Source organism: Sorangium sp. So ce1335, assembly GCF_051521615.1.
GTDB lineage: Bacteria > Myxococcota_A > Polyangia > Polyangiales > Polyangiaceae > Sorangium.
The window spans coordinates 4521739-4541752 of sequence record NZ_CP150363.1; the positions used below are offsets into that span (position 1 = coordinate 4521739).

At 69.1% G+C, this 20014-nt stretch carries 10 protein-coding genes; 2 read left to right on the plus strand and 8 right to left on the minus strand.

Annotation, left to right across the window (positions count from 1 at the left end; genetic code table 11):
- The first annotated feature begins 6 nt into the window (after positions 1–6).
- Positions 7–2529 (plus strand): HEAT repeat domain-containing protein, encoded by a 2523-nt coding sequence (locus tag WMF24_RS16565; protein WP_437737374.1) that lies wholly within the window; start codon positions 7–9, stop codon positions 2527–2529.
- Positions 2530–2601: 72 nt separating this feature from the next.
- On the plus strand, positions 2602–4344 hold the full coding sequence (locus WMF24_RS16570; protein ID WP_437737375.1) for a PD-(D/E)XK nuclease family protein: 1743 nt from the start codon (positions 2602–2604) through the stop codon (positions 4342–4344).
- A gap of 263 nt (positions 4345–4607) precedes the next feature.
- Here WMF24_RS16570 and WMF24_RS16575 read toward each other — a convergent pair whose 3' ends face one another.
- The 8 genes from WMF24_RS16575 to pglX all read right to left on the minus strand — a co-directional run bounded on the left by WMF24_RS16575 (position 4608) and on the right by pglX (position 19949).
- Positions 4608–5423, minus strand: coding sequence for an ExeA family protein (locus tag WMF24_RS16575; protein ID WP_437737376.1), 816 nt, complete (start codon positions 5421–5423; stop codon positions 4608–4610).
- Complete coding sequence (locus tag WMF24_RS16580) at positions 5420–6775, minus strand: helix-turn-helix domain-containing protein (RefSeq protein WP_437737377.1); 1356 nt, start codon at positions 6773–6775, stop codon at positions 5420–5422. The genes WMF24_RS16575 and WMF24_RS16580 overlap by 4 nt, the downstream gene beginning before the upstream one ends.
- A 117-nt stretch (positions 6776–6892) precedes the next feature.
- Positions 6893–7516 carry a hypothetical protein gene (locus tag WMF24_RS16585; protein WP_437737378.1) on the minus strand — a complete coding sequence of 208 codons (624 nt, stop codon included), beginning with the start codon at positions 7514–7516 and terminating at the stop codon, positions 6893–6895.
- A gap of 480 nt (positions 7517–7996) precedes the next feature.
- Positions 7997–8806, minus strand: a complete 810-nt coding sequence (locus WMF24_RS16590) for a DUF3883 domain-containing protein (protein ID WP_437737379.1) — start codon at positions 8804–8806, stop codon at positions 7997–7999.
- A gap of 244 nt (positions 8807–9050) precedes the next feature.
- Positions 9051–11192, minus strand: coding sequence for a DEAD/DEAH box helicase (locus WMF24_RS16595; RefSeq protein WP_437737380.1), 2142 nt, complete (start codon positions 11190–11192; stop codon positions 9051–9053).
- 7 nt (positions 11193–11199) lie between these two features.
- A complete protein-coding gene (brxD, locus tag WMF24_RS16600) occupies positions 11200–12513 on the minus strand; it encodes a BREX system ATP-binding protein BrxD (RefSeq protein ID WP_437737381.1) in 1314 nt (437 codons plus the stop codon).
- 3 nt (positions 12514–12516) lie between these two features.
- Positions 12517–15588, minus strand: coding sequence for a BREX-6 system phosphatase PglZ (pglZ, locus tag WMF24_RS16605; RefSeq protein WP_437737382.1), 3072 nt, complete (start codon positions 15586–15588; stop codon positions 12517–12519).
- A gap of 356 nt (positions 15589–15944) precedes the next feature.
- The gene (gene pglX / locus WMF24_RS16610; protein WP_437737383.1) at positions 15945–19949 is read right to left on the minus strand and encodes a BREX-6 system adenine-specific DNA-methyltransferase PglX; all 4005 of its coding nucleotides are present in this window, start codon (positions 19947–19949) and stop codon (positions 15945–15947) included.
- Between the last annotated feature and the right edge of the window lie 65 nt (positions 19950–20014).

Genomic DNA, 20014 nt, shown 5'->3' on the forward strand with positions numbered 1-20014 from the left:
GATGCGATGATCGCTGTCTTGGAGACCTCGGGCTGGGCCGACGTGGCGGTCGGCGTGGCGGCCATCCATGCGCTCAGGGACGACTGGGCTTCTCAGGACCGGCTGCGGGAGCTCGCGCTCGCCGGGGAGCCTGTCGTGATACGCGAGGCGGCCCTCCTCGCCGTGGCGCTCGCGCCGGGCCATCTGCCGGTGCTGCGCCAGGGCGCGACCGCGGCGCAACGCGAGGTGCGCGCCGCCTCGGTCACCGGCTTGCGCGCCGACCCTCTGGCTCGACCGCTGGCGGCGCACCTCCTGGCGAGCGACCCGGCGTGCGGCGTGCGCGCGGCGGCGGCGGCGTTGCTCGCCGGCGATTCCAGGTACACGCCCGCCCTGCGCCGGGCGTTCGAGGCCCCGCTGCCGAGCCCCGGGGTGGATCCGGAGGCGCCTCGGCTCGAGGGCGCGCTGGTGCGTGCGCTGGTCAGAGAGCCGACGGTCATGGAGCAGGTGAAAGGCCGGCTCCCCGCGCTGGCGAGCGATGTCCGCGATTTCGTTCTCGAGGACGTCTGGGCACGCCCGGAGCAGCGCCCCTATGTGCGCTCCCTGCTCGCGCACGAGGTCGCCCTGGTCCGCGCGTCGGCAGCGCGGGCGCTGCGTCGCGATCCGGAGGCGGCGGGCGTGCTGCTCGACCTGACCCGCGATCCCTCGCCGCTCGTCCGGGCGGCGGCGGTGTCCGTCCTCGGCCTCGATGCGGCGGCGGAGCGGGTGAGGGCGGCGCGGCTCGCGGACGCGAGCGAACACACGTCCGTGCGCGTGGCGATCGTGGAGACCCTGCGCGCCGGCGAGGAGGACATGGTCCGAGCGCTGCTGTCCGATGCGAGCCCGACGCTCCGCGGGGTGGCCGCGTCCGCTCTGCGGGACGACGCGGCGTCCGTCGCGGCACGTCGGGCCCTTCTCGACGATGCCGAGCCGTTCGTGCGGGCGCGCGCCGTGAGCAGCCTCGCGCGCCAGGAGGCGCTGTTCGACAGCCTGATGCCCTGCCTGGGCGATCCGGATCCCCACGTCCGCCGGGCCGCCATCGAGGTCCTCCGTCGATACCCGCCGGCGACTCCGCTGCTCCGGCAGTACATCGACGCGCCCTCCCCGGTCGGACCCGCCGCGGTGCAGGCGCTGCGCGACGACCCGGGGTCGCTCCCGATGCTGCGCGCGCGCCTCCGTCCGGCGCAGCGCGTGGAGCGGCGGCGCAGGCTGCGCGACCTGGCCCGGGATTCCTCCTCGGTCGCGGGGGTGCGCGCGCTGCTCGACGATCCCGATGGGCTCGTCCGGGCCGATGCGGCCAGCGCGCTCGGCGATGTTGGAGATGAGGCCATCGCCCGCCGGCTCGACGATCCAGACCCGTGGTGGCGCGCGGTCGCGGCGCGGGCCGTCGCCGGGAAGGCGGATGCGCGGGAAGCGCTCCTGTGGCGGTTCGGGGACGGCGACAGCGCCGTGCGCGCCGCGGCGGCCGAGGCGCTTTCGGGGGACGAGGGGGCGGAGCCGCGCATCCGGGAGCTGCTCGACGACGCCTCCGCCGCGGTTCGCGCCGCGGCGATCACGGCGCTCACGCGGGACGCTGGCTCCGTGGAGCGGATCGCCGCCATCCTGGATGAGCCTTCGGACATGGACGGCGATCCGGCGCAGCTCGCGGCGGCGCGGGCGATCGCTGGCCGGCCGGAGCTCGCGGGCCGGCTGCGCGCCGTCGTCGAGCGAGGCGACTACGCCGCCGAGGTGACCCGGGTGGCGCTGGAGTCGCTGGCGCCCGCGGCCGCGCCCGCGGAGGCCCTCCTCGGGATGCTGGACGATGTCCAGGAGCTCGATGCGCTGCGGATCCCGGCCGCGAGGCTCCTCTGGGCCGAGGGGCAGCACCGTGGCGCGATCATCGCCCGGATGGACGATCACAGCCCCGCGCTCCGCGCCGCGGTGCTGGAGCTCCTCGGCGACGACGCGAGCGCCGTCGACCTCGTCCGGGCGCGGTTGCGCGACAGCGACGCGCGCGTGCGCGCCGCCGCTGCTGCCGCCCTGAGACGCCGCGCGCCCACGGATCGGGGGGTCGCGCTCGTCGATGTCGTGGACGAGATGCGGCTCGCGACGGGGGGCAGGCTTCACGACGCGCCGATTCCCTCGCAGTCGGAGCCATGTCTGGACGGCGATCCACGGAAGGACGCTGTGCTCGCGTGGCTCTGCGCGCGGCTTGCCAGCGACGAGCGCGGCGGGGCCATCGCGGCCAGCGCGGAGGTGGCGCGCGCGGAGGTGCCGTGGGGGGACAGGGACGCGTACCTGGTGCGGCTGCCGTTCGATCAGGAGGAGGCCCCGGTCGCGGCCGGCGTCGTTCCGATGCACAACCTGATCGAGACCCTTGCGGTGGCGCGCCGGCTCACGGCCGAGAGGCCGCCGTCGATATGGCTCGTGTGCGCGGACGTCGCGTTCTCGGATCTCGCGCCGCCAGAGCTCGACCCGGGCGCGGCTGCGTGGGGCCCCACGTATTTCGGCGCGCGGATCGGCCGATCGCGCTAGTGACCGCGGCGCCCCGGCTCGGCCCTGGTTGGAGGGGAGGTCGTGCCGGGGGCTGCGAACTCCGGTACAGTCATGGGCATGGTCCCTCCCGCCGGAGACGGTGTTCGTAAGGCGTACTGGCTCCTCGGTCCCGACGGGCACAGGTACGAGAGCATGACGCCCGGCACGCTGGGCGGTAACGCGAAGGCGAAGATTTACGGCCGCCTCAATTGTGGGTCTGCCCTCGCTTCCATCCGAGATTATGGAGAGTCCTATACAAGGCACCGGGTCTTCTTTGCCGACGAGGACGCCGCCATCGCCGCTGGCTACCGGCCGTGCGGAAACTGCATGCGCGCTCGGTTTGTCGCGTGGAAGGAGGCCCAGCACGGCACTGGACCGGCGGTGCACGATTCGAGATGGTGGAAAAAATCAGACATCGTGACACCTGCAGAGAACACGGATGCCACCGACGCGAGCTACGAGATCGCCAACGATCTCGGGCTCGGGGAGAATACCGGTGTCTGGCAACTCCCGCTACGAGACGGCGAGGTGCTCCGGCTGCTCTTCGATCCCCCCGGCACGGTCACAGATGAGGTGAAGAACGAACTCCGCGGCGCCCTCTCGGTTCTCTTCGATGGCCTCGACGTCACGCTCGAGGCGGGTGAGCCCATGAAGGGGATGAAGGTTCATCCCTTCGCCTTCGTGGCCAGCTTCTCGGTCCCGAAAGCGTCGTCCGTGGCGCTCGACGCGTTCGACCTCCTCGGCGTCTCCCATCGGGAGGACAGTTACACGACCCTCATCGGACACGCCTTCACGCAAGACGCGGAATTCCGATCGGCGCTGCTGGGCGCCTTCGGTGTGTCAGCTATAGCCGCCGATTGGACCTGCCGCCTGCGCGTGGGCGTGACCTCCGGGGCCGGGGAGAAGAGCGTACCCGACCTGGTCTTCTTCTCCCGTGAGGCGCGCGAGCTCGTCATCGTCGAGGCGAAGATCAGCGCCGGCGAGGGCGAGGGACAGTTGAAGCGGTACTCCGAGTCCGAGGCGCGGGCGAAGCTATGCTCGCAGTTGGGTCTCGATGCTCCTGAGGAGAACCAGCGAGGCTTCTTCCTGACGCTGGACGGTTCACCGCCCAGGCGCGCCTCGTGGTTTACGCCTATCCGTTGGACCGTGGTGGCCGAGGCCGCCGAGGCATCGACCCACCCGGACACGGTCGGCCTGCTGCTGCGTGAGCTCGCAGCTCGGGTACGAGAGTACGACGCCTGGCCCTCTCCCGGGCCGAGGACACCCGTGCTTTGCTACCTGCTTCGGCGGCCACGCCTCGTCACCCGTGCTGTCGTGTTCCATCGCTTGCTCGACACGGTTCGGATGCAGGACGAGGGATTCGATAGCAACATCGCACACACGGCCAATCCCGGGTGCGGCTACATCCCGCTCTGTCAGTGGAGCAAACCGTTATGGGAGCGGCGCAAACGAGGCCAGCCCGGCACATCGGTCCACTTCGAATTCCAGTGGAACACGACGACAGACGCGCTCGCACTCTACCTTCACTGTGAGACAAACCCCTACTTGTCCAAGAGCGACCTGCGGGCCCAGCACGGCGATCCCGCGTTGAGGCGGCACACAACGGTCCAGGATGAGCTTTTTGCAGACCTCGAGCGACGAAGGAGGGCCCTTGAGACCGCAGGGTGGACGTTCAGGCGCGGCTATAACATGCTGGCGAGCCACAAGTTCCCGAGGTTTACTCGTGTCGAAGATTTTCGTGCGAGGCTTTGTGCGCTCATCCGGGTTATGGCGGCCGTGGTTGACGGGTGGGCGAGGCGGCACAAGACGACCTGATGCGGGGCTTACGCAGGCATGCGCTCTCGTCGAGGCGCACTGACAGGTATTGACGCTCAGGCTGGCTGATGGTCGGCCGAGCAGGTTGTTCGATGGCCATCGCGGGCGTGCTCGGCCACGGTCAAGGAGCGCGATGGCCATCCCCCAGGCGTGCGCCGCAGCCACGCCTCCTCTTGGTCATCCTCGTTCGTGGCCGTCGACGCCGGCGCGAGCAAGGAGTTGCTGCGCCGACGCCGAAGGTGCATCCGTCATCTCGGTTGGCGTCAGCCGCCGTCAGTCCCCAGCTCGCCGACGATGTGCGCCATCACCTCGCGCTCGACGAGTTTCTTCTTGCGCCGCGCCGCTTCTCGCAGCGCGGCGGTGGCGATGCGGTCGATCTCGCGCAGGCTCGAGCCGGCCGCCTCGTGCAGCAGGGCGAGTGCGTCGGCGGTGAAGATCTCGCGGTCGGCGCCGGCGCGGCGCATCCGAAGCCGCACGTACTCGCCGGTGTCATCGGGGACCATGGGACCAATCGAGAGACGCCGCTCGATTCGCGAGTACAGCGAGCGGTTCTTGCGCAGCTCGAGACGGTCTTGAAGGTCACAAAGCCCTACCAGGATCAGTGACAGCAGCGAGCGGCTGTCCCATTCATAGTTGAGCAGGATGTGGAGATGATCGAGCGTATCCTGGTGGAGCAGGTGCGCTTCGTCCAGCAGAAAAACTGGGTGGATTCGCTCGCGGCCGAGCGTCTCGACATGGGCGCTGACGGCATAGAAGACGGCCGCCGCGGTCGCAGCCGGGGTGAGGCCGAGCGCATGGCAGAGCTGGCGATAGAAGTCGCGTCGGCCGAGCGTGGCGTTGTGGCAGTAGGTCAGCCGGAAGCCTGCCTGAGGCAACCGATGACGCACGGCTCGCAGCACACACGTCTTGCCGGCGCCGGGCTCGCCGACCAGCAGCACTTGGGCGCGCTCGTGCACGGCCTCGCACACCTCCTCGACGAGCTGCTCCTTGGAGGGAGGCAGCCAGAGGTCGCCGTCCTGGATCTCCTTGGAGAAGGGCGCGGCGGACAGGGTGAAGGAGCGGACGTAGGACTCGCTCACGCGGCACCTCCACTGTCGCTGGTGTCCTCGCCAGAGCCCGCCCGGCGCCCGAGCGTCCGCGCGGGGTTGAAGTCCACCGGGCGCGTCGGCTGATCCGCCGCAGGGCCGCCGCACGGCAGCCGCTTGCGCCGCGCGTTGCGCTGCGGGTCGACTGGATGCAGCACCAGGCGCTTGCCCTCGTGCTCGACCCACGGCGGCTCATCGGGCGCGACGAAGCACCGGGCGACCGAGACGACCTGACCAGCGAGGTAGCCCTGATCGAGCTGCCAGGCGACGCCGTCGACAGAGACGACGTTGTCGCCCGAGACGCGGCGTCGGGTGCGGTCGGTGAGCGCGGCGCGCAGCGCCTTCTCGTCGACAACGCGCTCGCCGGCAGGGCGGGCCGCGTACACCTTCGCCGGGCTCTTGCCGAGCAGGCCCGCGTGCGGTGCGGGGTGATAGCGCCTGTCGAGGAAGGCGCGGAGCGTGGCGTTGAGCTCTTCGAGCGAGGCCACGGCGCCGACGTAATTCAGGCACCCTTCGCGCAGCGTGCGCCAGAAACGCTCCATCTTGCCACGTGCCTGCGGGTCGTAGGGCCTGGCGTGCAGGAGCGTGATGCCGAGCCTGGCGCACGCGATCTTGAGGAGCTCGCCGCGGTAGGTGGCGCCGTTGTCGAAGTAGAGCGCGTCCGGCTTGCCATGCCGGCGTATGGCATCGGCTGTCATACCGAGCATCTCGGCTTCCTTCTCGGTGGCGTGCGCTTCGAGCGCGACGCCGTAGCGAGATGCGTCGTCGAGTAACCCGTGGATGCGGATCGGCATCGCTCTGCCACCGACGGTGCAGCCGGTCACGTGGCAGACGTCGCCGTGCCAGAGCGCGCCTGGGCGCTCGGCTTGCCAGCGCAGCCGCGTCCTCGATTCGCCATCGGCGCGCGCGGCGCGGCGGCGAAGACCGTGCGCTGCGTACAGTCGCCGCACGGTGGGCTCGGAGACCTTGCCCTCGTCGAGGCGCCCCTCGTCGACGAGCGTCTTGAGGATGAGCGGCACCGAGGCGTCGGGATGCTCGCGCCGGATGTCGAGCAGCAGCGTGCGCAGCTCGTCCGAGATGTCCTGCGCGAAGCCACGATCGCTGCGTGGCTGCGGACGCAGGCCGTCGAGGCCGGCGGAGCGATAGGCGTACAGCCAGCGCTCGAGCGTGGGCACCGAATAGGTGCGCGTGCTGTGCGCGCCCGGCGGTCGAAACCGCTGCTCACTGAGGGCGCGCAGCTCGGCAGCGAGCTGGCCGTGGGTGAGCACGCGGTGCATGAGGGGGCCGATGACCGTGGCGCGATAGATCGCCACGGCCTCGGCGTGGTCAAGGGGGCCAAGGGCCATGCAGGAGGTCCTTTCTGCGCCTTACTGGCGCGCGGTCCTTGTCCGGGATCGGCGGCGTTTTCGGCAGGGATCCTCTCAGGTGGGCTGTGCGATTCGGGCTTCGAAGGGGCGGGGCCCTCACGCCGCGTGCGCGGCGCCGAAGAAGGCACGGTGCTCGAGCGGCAGCGCCCGAGTCGTCGGGTCGGCGCTCGCCGCGAGCGAGGCCGCCGCGACGGCCGCGCTCTGGCGGAGCGACGCGGCCGGGCCTGGGTCAGGAGCTTGAGCAAAGAGCCGTCGCTGGGCGACGTCACGCGCCCAGCGACGCAGCGTGGCCCAGCCGGCGACGGCGCTCTGGCCGACGATCCTCGCCGGGCCTACACGCCGCCGGACCTCGGCCGCCGCCGCGAGCGCAAGACCCCAGAGCGCGAGGGCGAAGCCGATCGCGGCGGCGCTGTAGACGCGCCGGCCGAGCACTCCGCGCGGAACGACGAGCAGCACGGCGCTGCAGCAGAGGCAGCGGTAGCGGCGGGCCGTCACCGAGATCACCTCCGGGGGCTGGTCCGGATTGGCAGGGCCCCAGACCTGCCGCTCGCGCCGGCCGTGGCCTTGGAGCTGGATGGCGCCCCCGAGCGGACAGCTCGCGGCGCCGCAGGCGGGGCAGCGAGCTGGGCGCGCTTCGACGACCGAGGGGGGCTGCTGCTGCCAGCGCTTGATGTCGATGGCGCTCTGGATAACACTGCGGCCGCTTCGATTCCTGAGCAAGAGAACCGGAGCACGACGAGGAGGCTGTCCGCCAAGATCAGGTCTCCTCGTCGCCTATTTTGTGGCCGGCACCGCGCCGCTGCTCCGCTCCTCTTGTGGACCTACCCCGTCATGAGGTGGGCGTGGGACCAACGATGCGTGGTAATTTTTATCCGATGATCGGAAGGGGTACCGAATATGTGCCGACAGCTCCTTCGGTGGCAATCCGTGGCAGATTGCCGGAATGCAGGCGCCGCGACTCCGTCGGCGTCGCCCTTCCTCGTTGCGTACGCGAAGCGAGCACCGTCCATGATGACCATCTTCGCTGTGTAGAACTCCTCACCATCAAGCAGCATGCTCGATGCAAGGGGCTGGAGCATCAACGAGACTGGGCGGCAATAACAGGTGCGCGCGGAGCTCGTCGAGGTGACGGGCATGCTCGCTGTCCGCGTCGACCTCGTGCAGCGGGCACCCTCGATCTGTCCGGACAGCGTACCGAAATCAAGAAGGGCGCAGGCTCGCCTGGAATGCGATCGGTTTTAGCTCGAATCTGTCGAGCATTTCACGGCCAGAGTAACGCCGCAGCGTCGGACACTCCGAGAGCGCGCTCGTCACAATCACTAGCACGAACGCCGGATCGTCATTGGCCTGTTCCACCTCTCCTCTGGTGATGATGAAGGACTCCCGTCCCCCGCTGACGCCCTTGACTTCCACGTGGGCCTCCGCGCGTTGCTTGGAGCACTTGAGGTCGTATCCGAGCTTCTCCTTCGAGACGTCCACGACCGTCCAGCCGGCCTTCTGATAGAGCTCAGCGGCGTGCCGCATGGCGCGGCGCTCGACCTCCGCGTTGACCTCTGGCTCCCCGAACCCCCCGCCGCCCTCACTGGCCTTCCTCGTGCTGCGTCGCAGTGCCGTCTCAACGGGGCCCACGCCCGCGTGATGTTGGCGTCTGGCCAGGGCTTCCAGGTGATCGATGTACTTTCGCTCCTTGATCTCTCGGAATCCAAGGCTAAAATTCTGGTAATCGGACAGGAAGCTCTTGAACCAGGGCTCGTCGGATAGGGGGATGTCGGGCGTGAACAGCGCTCCCTTCCCACGTACGGTCGTCTCAGGCTCCTCGTCCTCAGAATTGACTTCCTCTGCGATGAAGCGGGCGCACAGCCCATACCTCCTCGGCTTGCCTTCCCCGCAGATGATCCATACGACGTCTCCCAGTACATCGGGGATGCGCTTCTGGGTCACAATGCCGATTCGTTCTCTATTGAGATCGCCACAGCCGTACCCCATCCTCTCCGTGTTGTGATATTGCATGTAGTGTCTCATTGGGGGCTCCTATGGGAGTGGCTGAGCAGATAGCGAAATCGGTCGCGGAAGTCAGCGTCAGCCGTGCACGCTGCTTCCGCGAGCACGTGGATCCCAAGTTGTCTGTGCTACGCGAGCCGCTCGTCGTTATCACAGATCGCGGCTTTGGCGTGCCTGCCGCCGGTCCAGTGTGCATGGCGTTCCCGGACGTGTGTCGCACGCCGGCCCCGCTTCGTAACCCAGCCACGGCTGGCTACGTTCGGACATCACCAGCATTGCCGATCGCGCCCGTTTCACGTGCCAGAAACCGCGCCGTCGCCTCGAAGTCGAGCAGGTACCCGCCCACCATCTCGACCTGCCAAAGATCCGGCAGAACACGCTGGAACTTGCTGAGGCGGTACTCGGGCACGAGAGCGAGAAGCCGGCGGCGGGTCTCGGTGGCTTCCCAGAAGCCCGGTGAGCGCAACTCATCGAAGAGTTCACTCACCGTCTCGAAGTTCACGCCGTCACCCTGGACTTTTACGGAAAAATTGTCGGGTACGACCTTCCAGCCGCCTTTCCACTCGAGCGCGTACTTCAGCGTCTGGTTGATCCGCCCGCCCGCGAAGGTCCACCAGGTGACCGTCGTGCCGTCGAACTGCAGCGCGTCCCCGCTGCGCCGGAGGAGCTGGCCGAGGTCGCCGCGCCACTCGCCGAGCGCGGCCTTGGCCTTCGCGTCGAGGAACGGGTACTCCTCGTCGCTGGTAAGGACGTCCTTCATCGCCTGGCACACCTCGAACCCGAGGAACTGGGGGACAAACCCTCCCCAGCTCGGCTTCTTGCCGCGCGGAGCGCCGCGGACGCGCACGAGACGTTCCTCGTGGTTGATCGACACGACGAGCCACGCGCGCCCGCCGAGCAGGAACGTGCTCATTTCCTCCACGAGGCGGTCCACGAACGCCTGCTCCAGGCTGCCGAGGTCGCGCTTCGACTCGGTCTGCACCTTGTAGAGGACCGGGCTCGAGAACACCGCATAGAGCTCGAGGAAGTTCTTCCTGCCGAAGACGCGTTCGGCGGTCATCCCCATGCCGAGCAGCCCTCCGGACTCGAACAGGTACCCCTCGCGCTTCATGTGCTCGATGAGATCGAGGTACTCCTCCCGCCGGATACCCCGGAAGTCCGGCACCCGCTCGAGCGTCTGCCAGCACCGCTCCGCGCTGATCCCGCCATGTTGCTGGGTCATCGCCAGCACCTGGTGCACCAGAACCGGCCAGGAGCGCGTCTCGTCCTTGACGTTCTCCACCCAACCGCGCGCGGCGAGCAGGACCAGCGCCGTGCTCTGCACCACGGACACCGCGTCCTCGCACAAGAAGGTCATGTTGGCCACGGTGCCTGGCCGCCGACCCGTGCGACCCATCCGCTGCAGGAACGATGACACCGTGCTCGGGGCGTTCGCCTGGAACGTGAGATCGAGGCCTCCCACGTCGATGCCGAGCTCGAGCGTGGACGTGGCGACGATGCAGGCGTTCGTGCCACGGGCGAAACGCTCCTCGGCGGCGTAGCGCTCCTCCTTCGAGACCGACCCGTGATGTACGAACACCTCGATCGAGTCGTCGCGCATGTCATCGGCGACAGCTTCGGTGAGCGCCCGGGATTGACAGAAGAACAGGCTCTTCTTGCCGCGTCCCTCCCGCACGGCCTCGCGCGCGAAGTCGCTCGTTTCCTCTCGAAGGTACACCTTGATGAGGCGCTGCGCCTTCGGCCTGGGGGGATCGACGACGACGCTCGGCCGTGCGGAGCTCCCGGCCAGCCAGCGGCCGATCTGCTCGGGGTTCCCGACGGTGGCGCTGAGGCCGATGCGCTGCACGTCGTGCCGCGAGAGCGCAGCGAGGCGCTCCAGGACGCTCATCAGGTGCGCACCCCGATCCGTCCCGGCGAAGGCATGGATTTCGTCCACGACGACGTAGCGCAGATGCTCGAAGAGCCGGCGCACCGGCACCCGGGATGACATGAGCATCACCTCGAGCGACTCCGGCGTCGTCATCAGGAGCTCTGCGGGCTCCCGGCAGAAGGCCTCCTTCTGGCTCTGCGGGGCGTCGCCGTGCCAGACGAACCGGCGCATGCCGACCATCTGGGTGTACTCGCCGAGGCGAACCTCCTGGTTGTTCAGGAGCGCCTTGATCGGCGCGACGTAGAGGGCTCCCACACCCGACGGCGGCACGGCCAGCAGCCCGGCAAGGACGGGAAATACCGCGGCTTCGGTCTTGCCGCCCGCCGTCGGCGCGAGGATTACGGCATTGTTGCCGTCGAGGATCGTTTCGCCCGCGAGCTCCTGGACTGAACGGAGGGACGTGAAGCCAAGGTGGTGCGCGATAGCGTGCTGCAGGCGCTCCGGGAAGCGGGAGAACACGCTCATCGACGCCTCACATCGCCACACCGGCGCCGCCGAAGGCGTCGTCCGGTGGCGGCTCCTCGAGCTTGCGTCCGGCCAGCACGGCCTCTTCCTCGGGGGTCAGCCCTGCTGGCTCGAACCCGAGCAGTCCCTGCGCGTCTTGATCCGGGTCGTCCGCGAGCACGTCGAGCACGTTCACGAACGTCCGCAGGAACTGGCGCGGCACCACGCCCACGTCCCCCCGGAAGCCCGCCGTGACCGTGTCGACGAGCTGCTCGACGAGCTCTCGCGGCAGGCGGCGCTCAGCCTCCTCGGGCGCGAGGTCGGGGTGCAGCGACCGGAGCTTGAGTGCCACCTTCAGCAGGCGCTCGCGGTCGAACGGCCGGAGGGCGAGCTGCGGCTGCCGCAGGCTCGGGACCCCGTTGAACTCCTCGTATTTGATCCGGGCATAGAGCGCCTCGACGCCCTTCACGCCCTGCCGATCGTCAAAAAACGTAGGTGTGCCCGTGAACACCCAGAGCAGCCCCGGGTAGCTGCTCGCGGCGTCCACGATCTGACGGATCGCGTTCAGCGACTTACCGCGCACGTCGCCACGCATGCGCAAGATCGTCTCCGCCTCGTCGATGACGATGATGAGCCCGGTGTATCCGGCGCTCTTGATGATTTCCAGGATACCGCGGAGGTACGCCATGGCGTCGCTGCTCGAAATGTCGCCCTTCACGCCGGCGATGCTCTTGAGGCTCGCAGCGACGTTCGAGCTGCCGGAGAGCCACGACACGAGCGCCGACGCCTCCTGGACGCGGCCTGACTGCTTCAGCTCGAACACCTTCCGGATCACGCGGATCATGTCCGCTGGCGCCCGACCGCCGGTCAGGGCCACGAGCTGCTCGTCCAGCTTCGCGAGCACCCGCTCGTCGAAGGTCGGATCGTCCTCGCTCAGACCGAGCTTGACGAGGCCCTCCTCGATGCCGCCGATCCAGCGGTCCAGCACATCCCCCAGCGCGCCCTGAGCGCAGGCCGGTGTGCTCAGGCCGCTGACGACCTTGCGGTAGAGCTCGTCGAATTTGTGGAAGTGCAGATCGTTGTCGGACACCACGACGAAGCTCGTCGCGAAGCCGCTCTTCTGCGCGTCGTGGACGACGAGGTTTGCCATGAACGTCTTGCCGCAGCCGTAGCCGCCGCGGAGGAACTTCACGTCACCCTCGCCGTTCTTCACCTCGTCCAGCTTCCGCTGGAGCTCCTTCCTGTGCCGCTCGATCCCGACGGCGAACGCCTCCAGGCCCCGGTCGGGCACGGTGCCATTGCGGAGGCGCTGAAAGATGTGGGCCGCGTCGCGGAATGCCATGGGTCAGTCCTTCCTCGCGTACGCCTTCATGCCATTCACCGTGAGCACCTCCACCTCGAAGGGCAGCCGCCGGACCAGGTCGTCGTAGTGCCGGGCGAAGGCGCGAACACGCCGCGGCGACCCGAGCACCTGCGTGAGCTCGGCCTCGTTGATCGTGCGTCGCTCCGCGATGATCTCGAGCACGCGCCGGTAGCCGTCGTCCGCGATGAGCTCGCCCCAGGCTGGCATGGCGGGCGCGGGGGGCGCTGGAGGGGGCTGCGCCGGAGCGGGCTCGCTGGGCGGCCGAGCTTGCGCCGGAGCGGGCGCGCCGGGCGGCCGAGTCTGTGCCGGAGAGGGCTCGCTGGGCGGCCGTGGCTGCCCCAGCGGAGGGACCCGCACGGGCGGAGCCCCGAACGACGCGGGCGGAGGCGCGCTGCTCCCGCGCCCCGGAGGCGCGCTGGCCCCGGCGCCACGAGGCCTCGGCAGGTGCCGGCTGCGCGCGACGTCGAAGAAGCCCTCGACCACCTTCGACGCCACCTCCTCGACGGCGTCCGGGTGGTACACCTCGACGCGGATCTTCTCGTCGGCCTGCCCCTCGATCTCGAACTCGACGACCGCCTCATCGCGGTTCGGTGGGACCAGGACGCGCCCGTCCGACAGCGTGGCCGGCGGCCCTGCGTCGAGCAGCCCGATGCTCACGTCCGATCGTCCCGGTACGCGCAGCGCCAGGCTGATGCTCTTCGGCGCCAGGAAGCCGAGCGACGCGTTCTCGCGGCTCTGCAGCCGCACGGCCACGCGAAGCCGCTGGCGGCCCAGGTGCGCCGGCTCGGGGTGCGCGACGACCTCGTACCGGGACGTCGTCTTGCCGCGAACGATCTGCCGGTCGAGGACAAGGACCGGGATCACGCGCTCCTGCAGGCTGTTGCCGCCGTGCACGAACGGCGCGATCTTGCCCTTGGTCTGCCAGAGCGCCGTGTCCGGTCGCAGCACCAGGTAGAGGTCCTGCTCGACGTCGTAGTCGAGCGCGGAGAGCCGGACCTCGAGCACGTCCGGCATCCCGGAGGGCTCGGACAGGAGCGCGTGCCGTCGCTCGGGCACCCGCTTGCTGGCGCCGAAGGGGATGTTGTCCGCCGTCGCGTCTTGCAGCAGAAACCCGTGATCGGAGGCGATGACGAAGCGCTCGACGCCGGCCTGCGACAGAAGCGAAATCGAGGATTTCAGCAGCGCGAGCGTGTGATCGAAGGTGCCGAGGTGGAGCCCGTGCTCGCCCGCGGTGTCGAGCTCCCGGCTGCGCACCACGACGAGGGGAGGCTTCCCGCTGAGGCGGCGCTTGAGCTGCGCGAGGGTCAGGTCCTGGAACTCCTCGAACTCGATATCCTCGGCGCTCTGCGCCGGGCCGGAGAGGCTCCGCTGGCTCATCGCCCGCACGCGCTCGGGCGGGTTGCACACGCTGGACTCTCCCGCGATGAACCCCTCGATCTTGTGGTCTCTCATCGCCGGGCGGAGCCGGCCGTTCCGCTCGACCGGGGCGAGCGCGTTCATGCCGATCGAGGTCTCGGTCGGTAGCTCGGCGAGCCGCGCGCCGAGGCTCGCGCGGTACTTCTCGCGCCGGAGCTCCTCGGCGAGGCCCTGGGCCATCTCGAAGCGCAACGCGTCGACGAGGACGAACGCCACGCGTCCCCCTTGCTGCACCAGGGGGTGGACGACCTCCTCGTAGACGGTCCGCTGCCGCAGGCTGCGCCCGGGCAGCGGCCCGTGCGCCACGCAGAGCTGGAAGAAGGTCCGGTTGATCGCGTCGGCCCAGTCGCGGTACGCGCGGCGCACGGCCTTGCGGACCTCCAGCAGCGCGTCGTAGTCGTCGAGGTCGGACGCGAGCAGGGCGTGGGCGCGTTGCTCGAACAGCCGGTGCTGCCGGTCGACAGGGGCGAGCTTCTCCGCGTAGCGCTCGACCGCCTCGTCGAGCGAGCCGCACCGGTCGAGCCCCTTGCGCGTCGCCGCGAGGGCGCGGCCCGTGCTCGCCGCCAGGCGGAGGATCTCCCAGGTGCGCTGCAACGCCGGCGAGCGCCGGACCCAGAAGCACGTCTCCGGCGTCCGCGTCCCGGCCATCTCCTCGGCGCCGTCCCACTCGCCGCGGCACAGCGCGCCGAGCGCCGCGGCGCGCATCGTGGCCTCCTCGAAGCGGAACGTATCGATGGCGCCGAGCGCGCCGGCGTGGTGGCTGGTGCGCTCCTGCTGCAGGTGCTCCTGGAGCTCGTTGGCGAAGAGCTCGTAGGCGTCGGCGTGCTGCTCCCGGAAGCGCGCGGCGAGGCGGCGGCAGTCCTTCACGAGCGGACCGAGCTTGGTGAGCGCCTGGAGCTCGGGCGTGACCGGGGCCTCCTTCAGGTCGTGGACGAACTCCACGGCCATGAGCCAGCTCGCGACCAGGGTGGCCAGCGCGGCCGCGGTGAGCTCCGCCTGGCCGATGCGGTACTTCCGCCAGGCGGCGCCGAGCCCGAGGCCCTTCTCCAGGAACGCGAGGACTTGCTCCCCGTGCTCGGGCAGGTGGGCGCGGAGGCGCGGATCGTCGGCCACGAGCCCGAGGACGACATCGTCGAGCCCCCGGCTCTCGAGGAGCAGCGTGATCCCTTCCTTGGGCTGCGCGTGCAGCTCCTCGAGCCAGCGATCGGCCTTGTCGAGGCTGAGCCCCGGCGCGCGGACGAAGGCGTCGGTCTGCTCCAGCGTCGCCGTCCCCACGGCCGCCTCGCGGACGAGCGTACCCAGGCTCTTCTCGAACACCACGCCCGCCTTGTAGAGCTCGAACACGGGCGTCTCCTTGACGGTGTCCTTGTTCACGCCGGGGAGGTGGACGAGGACGTGATCGGGGTGGAGCGCGTTGCCGTGCTGATCGAGCGCGAGCATCATCTCGAGGTAGCTGCCGCGGTACGCCACCACGGGATACGAGAACCCGAAGGCGCCCTCGCGGAGGGCGTCGACGAGCGGGGTGTACTGCTGGTCCGCGTCGACCCACACGACGAGGCCGCGCTCGCGGACCTTCTTGTTGACCTCCGCGGCGAGCGCCCGGCTCGCCGCGCCTGCGTGGGGATCCGCGGTGGGCATGTCGTGAGGAGAAGCTATCACGGAGGCACGGGAGCACGGGGAGGTTGGCGTCACCGCGCTGGAGCTAGGACACGGTTCTCTGGGCCCGCGCCCGCTTACGCGGGTGCTCCACGTTCCATCGCACCATCGGCGCGCGACGCACGTGGCGTGCCTACCGGACGCAGCGCTCCCTCCGCCATGGCTCCGCGGAGCTCGTGCACTTCGTCGTTGAGGCGCCGCCTGAGCTCGTGACAGCACGGCGGCAGGCCAGCACGGCGGCAGGCGAGCTCTGCGACAGGCACCGAGCTCGAGCACTCCATCGGACCGGATCCGGGTCTCGCTCCGGCCTCCTCGCTCCGGAGCGGGCGCTGGCACCTTCAGCCGTCGTCCTCGTCGTCCTCGCCCACATCGAGCTCTTCGGACTCATCGGCCTCCGCCTTGGCGGCCTTGCGCTCGCGGCGCTTCTGCTCGGCGGCCTCGATGACGCGCGCCTCGGCGGCGTGTTCGAAGAGGAAGCGCTTGCGGTGGCCGTCGGAGCCGAGCTCGTCGAGGGTGAAGTCGGGCCGGATCTCGTCCTTGAGGCGGAGCTCCCAGGCGTAGGCCTTGGCGGGGTGGTACTTCCAGAAGCAGCCGTGGGCGACGGCGAGGCTCGGGTCCTTCTGGCACTTCTCGTCGACGCGTGCGGGGAAGTAGCGGGCCGCGAGGTGGGACCAATCGTAGTCCTTGCGGCCGTCGGCGAGGCAGAGCTGCTTCCACCACTTCTTGGGGTCGCTCCACTGCGGTGCAAGCAGGGGCCAGAGGGCGGCGCTGTTGACCATCACGCCGTCGTCGAGGTCCATGCGGAAGGTTGCGTCCGCCGCGCGGGGAGGGCAGGCCGGGTCGGTGGGCGGGGCGCCGCGCTCGGCGCACTGGCTGACGGCCTCGATGAAGTCGGCGAGCTCGTCGCGCAGGCGCTTGACGGAGGCATACTGTTTCTCGGCGGCGATGGCGGTCTTCTTGTCGCTGCTGGCGCGGGCCTGGGAGAGGTCGGCGATCTCGCCGTCGAGCTTGCGCAGGACCGGGTGTAGGTGATCGGCGAGCAGGGTTTGTAGGGTGTTGTCCGCCCAGCGGTGGATGCTCACCCAGGCGACGAAGTTGCGTTTTTCGCTGCTGAGCGGGAAGTAGATGGGGCGATTCTCGTAGAGGGCCTTGTGGTAGGTGAAAAAGTCCTTGCGGAGCCAGTCGCGCAGGGGCTGCTTCTTGCCGGTGCCGCTGGCGTGCTGGTGCTCGTCCCACGCGCGAAGGAGGGGTGCAGCCGCAGGGTGGGGGAGGGAGTCGGGGAGGTGGTCGTTCGGGCCGACGAAGAGGATGCCGGCGGGGAGGGCGTCCGGGGGCGCAGCGTCGAGGATGCCCTCCCCACCGGCGCCGAAGCGGCCGAGGGCGACGCCGAGGGCGAAGGAGACGTGGGCCTCCGGGGCGGGCGGGTCGTGGACGGGCTCGTAGGGCGGGAGGGGGGCGCCCTCCGGGCGATCGACGGCGCGCTGGGCCCAGTCCTGGGCGTAGCGCCAGGGGGACGGGCCGGGCCGGCGGAACTCGACGGAGGGCTCGCGATGGAACTCGTGCTCGATGAAGGCGCGTTCGGTGGTGGCGAAGATCTCGTCGGTGTTGGCGATGGGAAAGACGGGGAGCCGATGGACATCGGCAACCTGAAAATGTACGGATGGATTAAGGCTCTCCAGAACAGTCTTTGCGATGCGTGAATTGAGAAGGCAGGTTGTTGCAGTGCTGGAGATTCCATAAACTGATTGCCCCATCATGTCAATAATGCTGCTGTAGCGATGGGCTCTAGCTCGGAAATTTGCTCCAATCGCACTGAATGCTGTTCCAGGTGTGAAATACGCATTTTCGTTGCAGATTTTCCAGCGGAGTCCTCCGTCGCCGAAGCGGTTGATAACGTTGGTTTTGGCCTGTAGTCCATGTGGGCTCCAGCGGATGATGGTCAGGAGTGGTTCTAGCCAGGCGCGATCCTTGCCACCGAGAATATATGGACTCCAAGGGAGCTCAAGGGTCTTTGCGCTGTTTGGTAACTGAGCGAGAGCAATGTTCCGAAGGCTGACCTCCCACCAAAATCGCGCAAGTCTGGTGTTGGCTCCAGTGTTTGCTCCACCGCGCGCACGTGCAATATCTCCGAGCTTTTGCGTTTTTGCGTATTCATGGAGAAAGCTCTTCGTCCACCAGTATACGATGGGTTCGCCCTCGATGACCTCGCAACTCTTCGGGTCGAACTCGTAGCGCCCCACCTGCGCGAGGAGCGCCGCCCGCTTGCGGGCAAGAGCTGGAATAGACTCCTCACGTTCCGATCGTTCCGTGGGCATGATGGCCACGGCGCTGTCCGTGCTCGACCGCCCCGCTGCGACCACAGACATTGCAACGGTCGCATGGCGCATGTTCTCGAATGCGCACCACATGAGATCGCCCATAGAGCGAAGGCTGTTATCGTCGAGAATCCAGCGCCGCAGTGCTGTGTACTGACCTAAAAACATCCAGCCCTGCATCGTGACCATTGCAGACAATCCGCCAGATCTGCACAGCGCCACACCCCGCTCTAAAAACGCCGTATAGAGATCCGCCTTGCTCCGCGGGTAGTGCTTCACCACATAATCGAACTGCGTCGTCTTGCTCAATCCTTGGTACGGCGGATTACCTACGACTACGTCGTAAGTCCCCTCCTTCGCCAGCCGCACGAACCTCACCCCCGCGGCCACCTGCTCGCCGTGCAGCCGCAGCCCCAGGTCCTCGGACGCCGAGTGCGCCTCCAGGAAGCGCTCCAGCTTCTCGACGACCGTCTCCCTGGCCGCCTCGAACGACATCTCCACCTGCTGCATCGCGAAGCCCTGGAACAGGTCGCCCTGTCCCGGCTTTCCGCGCTCGATCTGCCGCGTGGCCTCGTTCAGCGCCTCTCGTATCGCCTCGTCGACCTTGAGCAGCGATCCCAGGTAGTCGACGCCCGCGATTCCCTTGACCAGCTTGCGCGTGAGCGCCTCGGATATCCCCGCCTCCCGCTCGAGCCCACGGCAGAGCTCCAGGAGCGCCGGATCGTCGTCCGGCAGGTCGCCTAGCCGCAAGCTCGGCGCGACCAGGTTCATCCAGCTGAGCCGTGCCGCGGGGGCGAACAACCTCGCCCTGAGCGCGAGCGCCGCCGCCGCGATCTGGATCGCCCGCGGATCGATGTCGATGCCGTGCAGGTTGTTCGCGAGGATGCTCTCCGCGATGTCCGCATCCGTCCACGATTTGCCCCGGTGCCGCGCCTCCTCACGGTACAGCTCGGCGAAGTAGCCGAAGGCGATGACCAGGAAGTGCCCGGAGCCGCACGCGGGATCGAGCAGCCTCACCTCCCGGATCGACGCCGGCGCCTTGTCGACCGCGTCCTCCGGGATCGGCTGCTGGACGTAGTACTTCCACGCGCTCTCGAGCCCCGGCTCGACCGGCATCAGCGCGTCGAGGGCCACCTCGCCGGCCTCGCGCTTCGCCCGCCACGCGGCGCGGCGCTCCTCAAGCACCGGCAGCACGGCCTCGGCCTCCGGCGTCCAACCGTTCTTCCTGCAGATCGCGAGCCAGGTCAGGCCGAGGCTGTTCTGGAGCAGCCACTCGACCATGTAGCGCTCGGTGAACATCTGGGTCTTGCTGGCGATCTCGTGCGGTTCGATCTTGCCGCCGCCGGCGATCTTGGCGTCGAGCTGTTCGCGCTCCGGGTCGTTCCAGTACTGGTAGACCCAGCCGAGGGTTGTGTCGTCGCCCCAGGCGGACGCGAGCGCGGGGTCGTTGAGCGCGGTGACCACCTCCCGCAGCACGGCGGCGGGCACCGGGAAGAGCGGCGTGAGGCCCACGGGGCCGAAGAGCCCGGGCAGATCGACGGCGAGCTCGGCGAAGACGGCGTCGAGCAGCGCGCGGTAGCCGCGCGTGTCGTCGGTCGCGAGCGGGCCGGCGTAGTGGACGAACTCCTGCTCGTAGGCCGGGCTGCTCCAGCCGCCGGTGACCACGGCGGGGCGGAGCACGCCGTGGTGCTCCAGGATGCGCACGAGCACGAGGCGGTTGAGCAGCGTGTGCGCCGCCTCCTTCGCGGCCTGCTGCAGGAACCGCTGGCGGAGCTCGGCGTCGGCGCCCTTGCCGGCCTTCTTGTCCTTCGGCCTGCGGGCGGCTCGCGCCTGCTCGTCGATCCACGCTTCGAGGCGCTCCCGCCGGCAGCGGCGGGCCTCGGGGAGCTGGGCCTTGGCGGCCGCGACGTCGAGGCGATACTCGCCTCGCGCGGCCTCGGTGAGCTGGTCGATGAGGCGGCCGCGGAGCCCGCGGACGGTCTTGCGAAGGGCTTCCTTCGCGTCGCTGGTCAGGAGGGTCGGGGTCATGGTCGACGGGGTGCACGCGGCGGTGCGTGCAGAGCTCGGGAGGATACGTCCGCGGAGGCGATGAG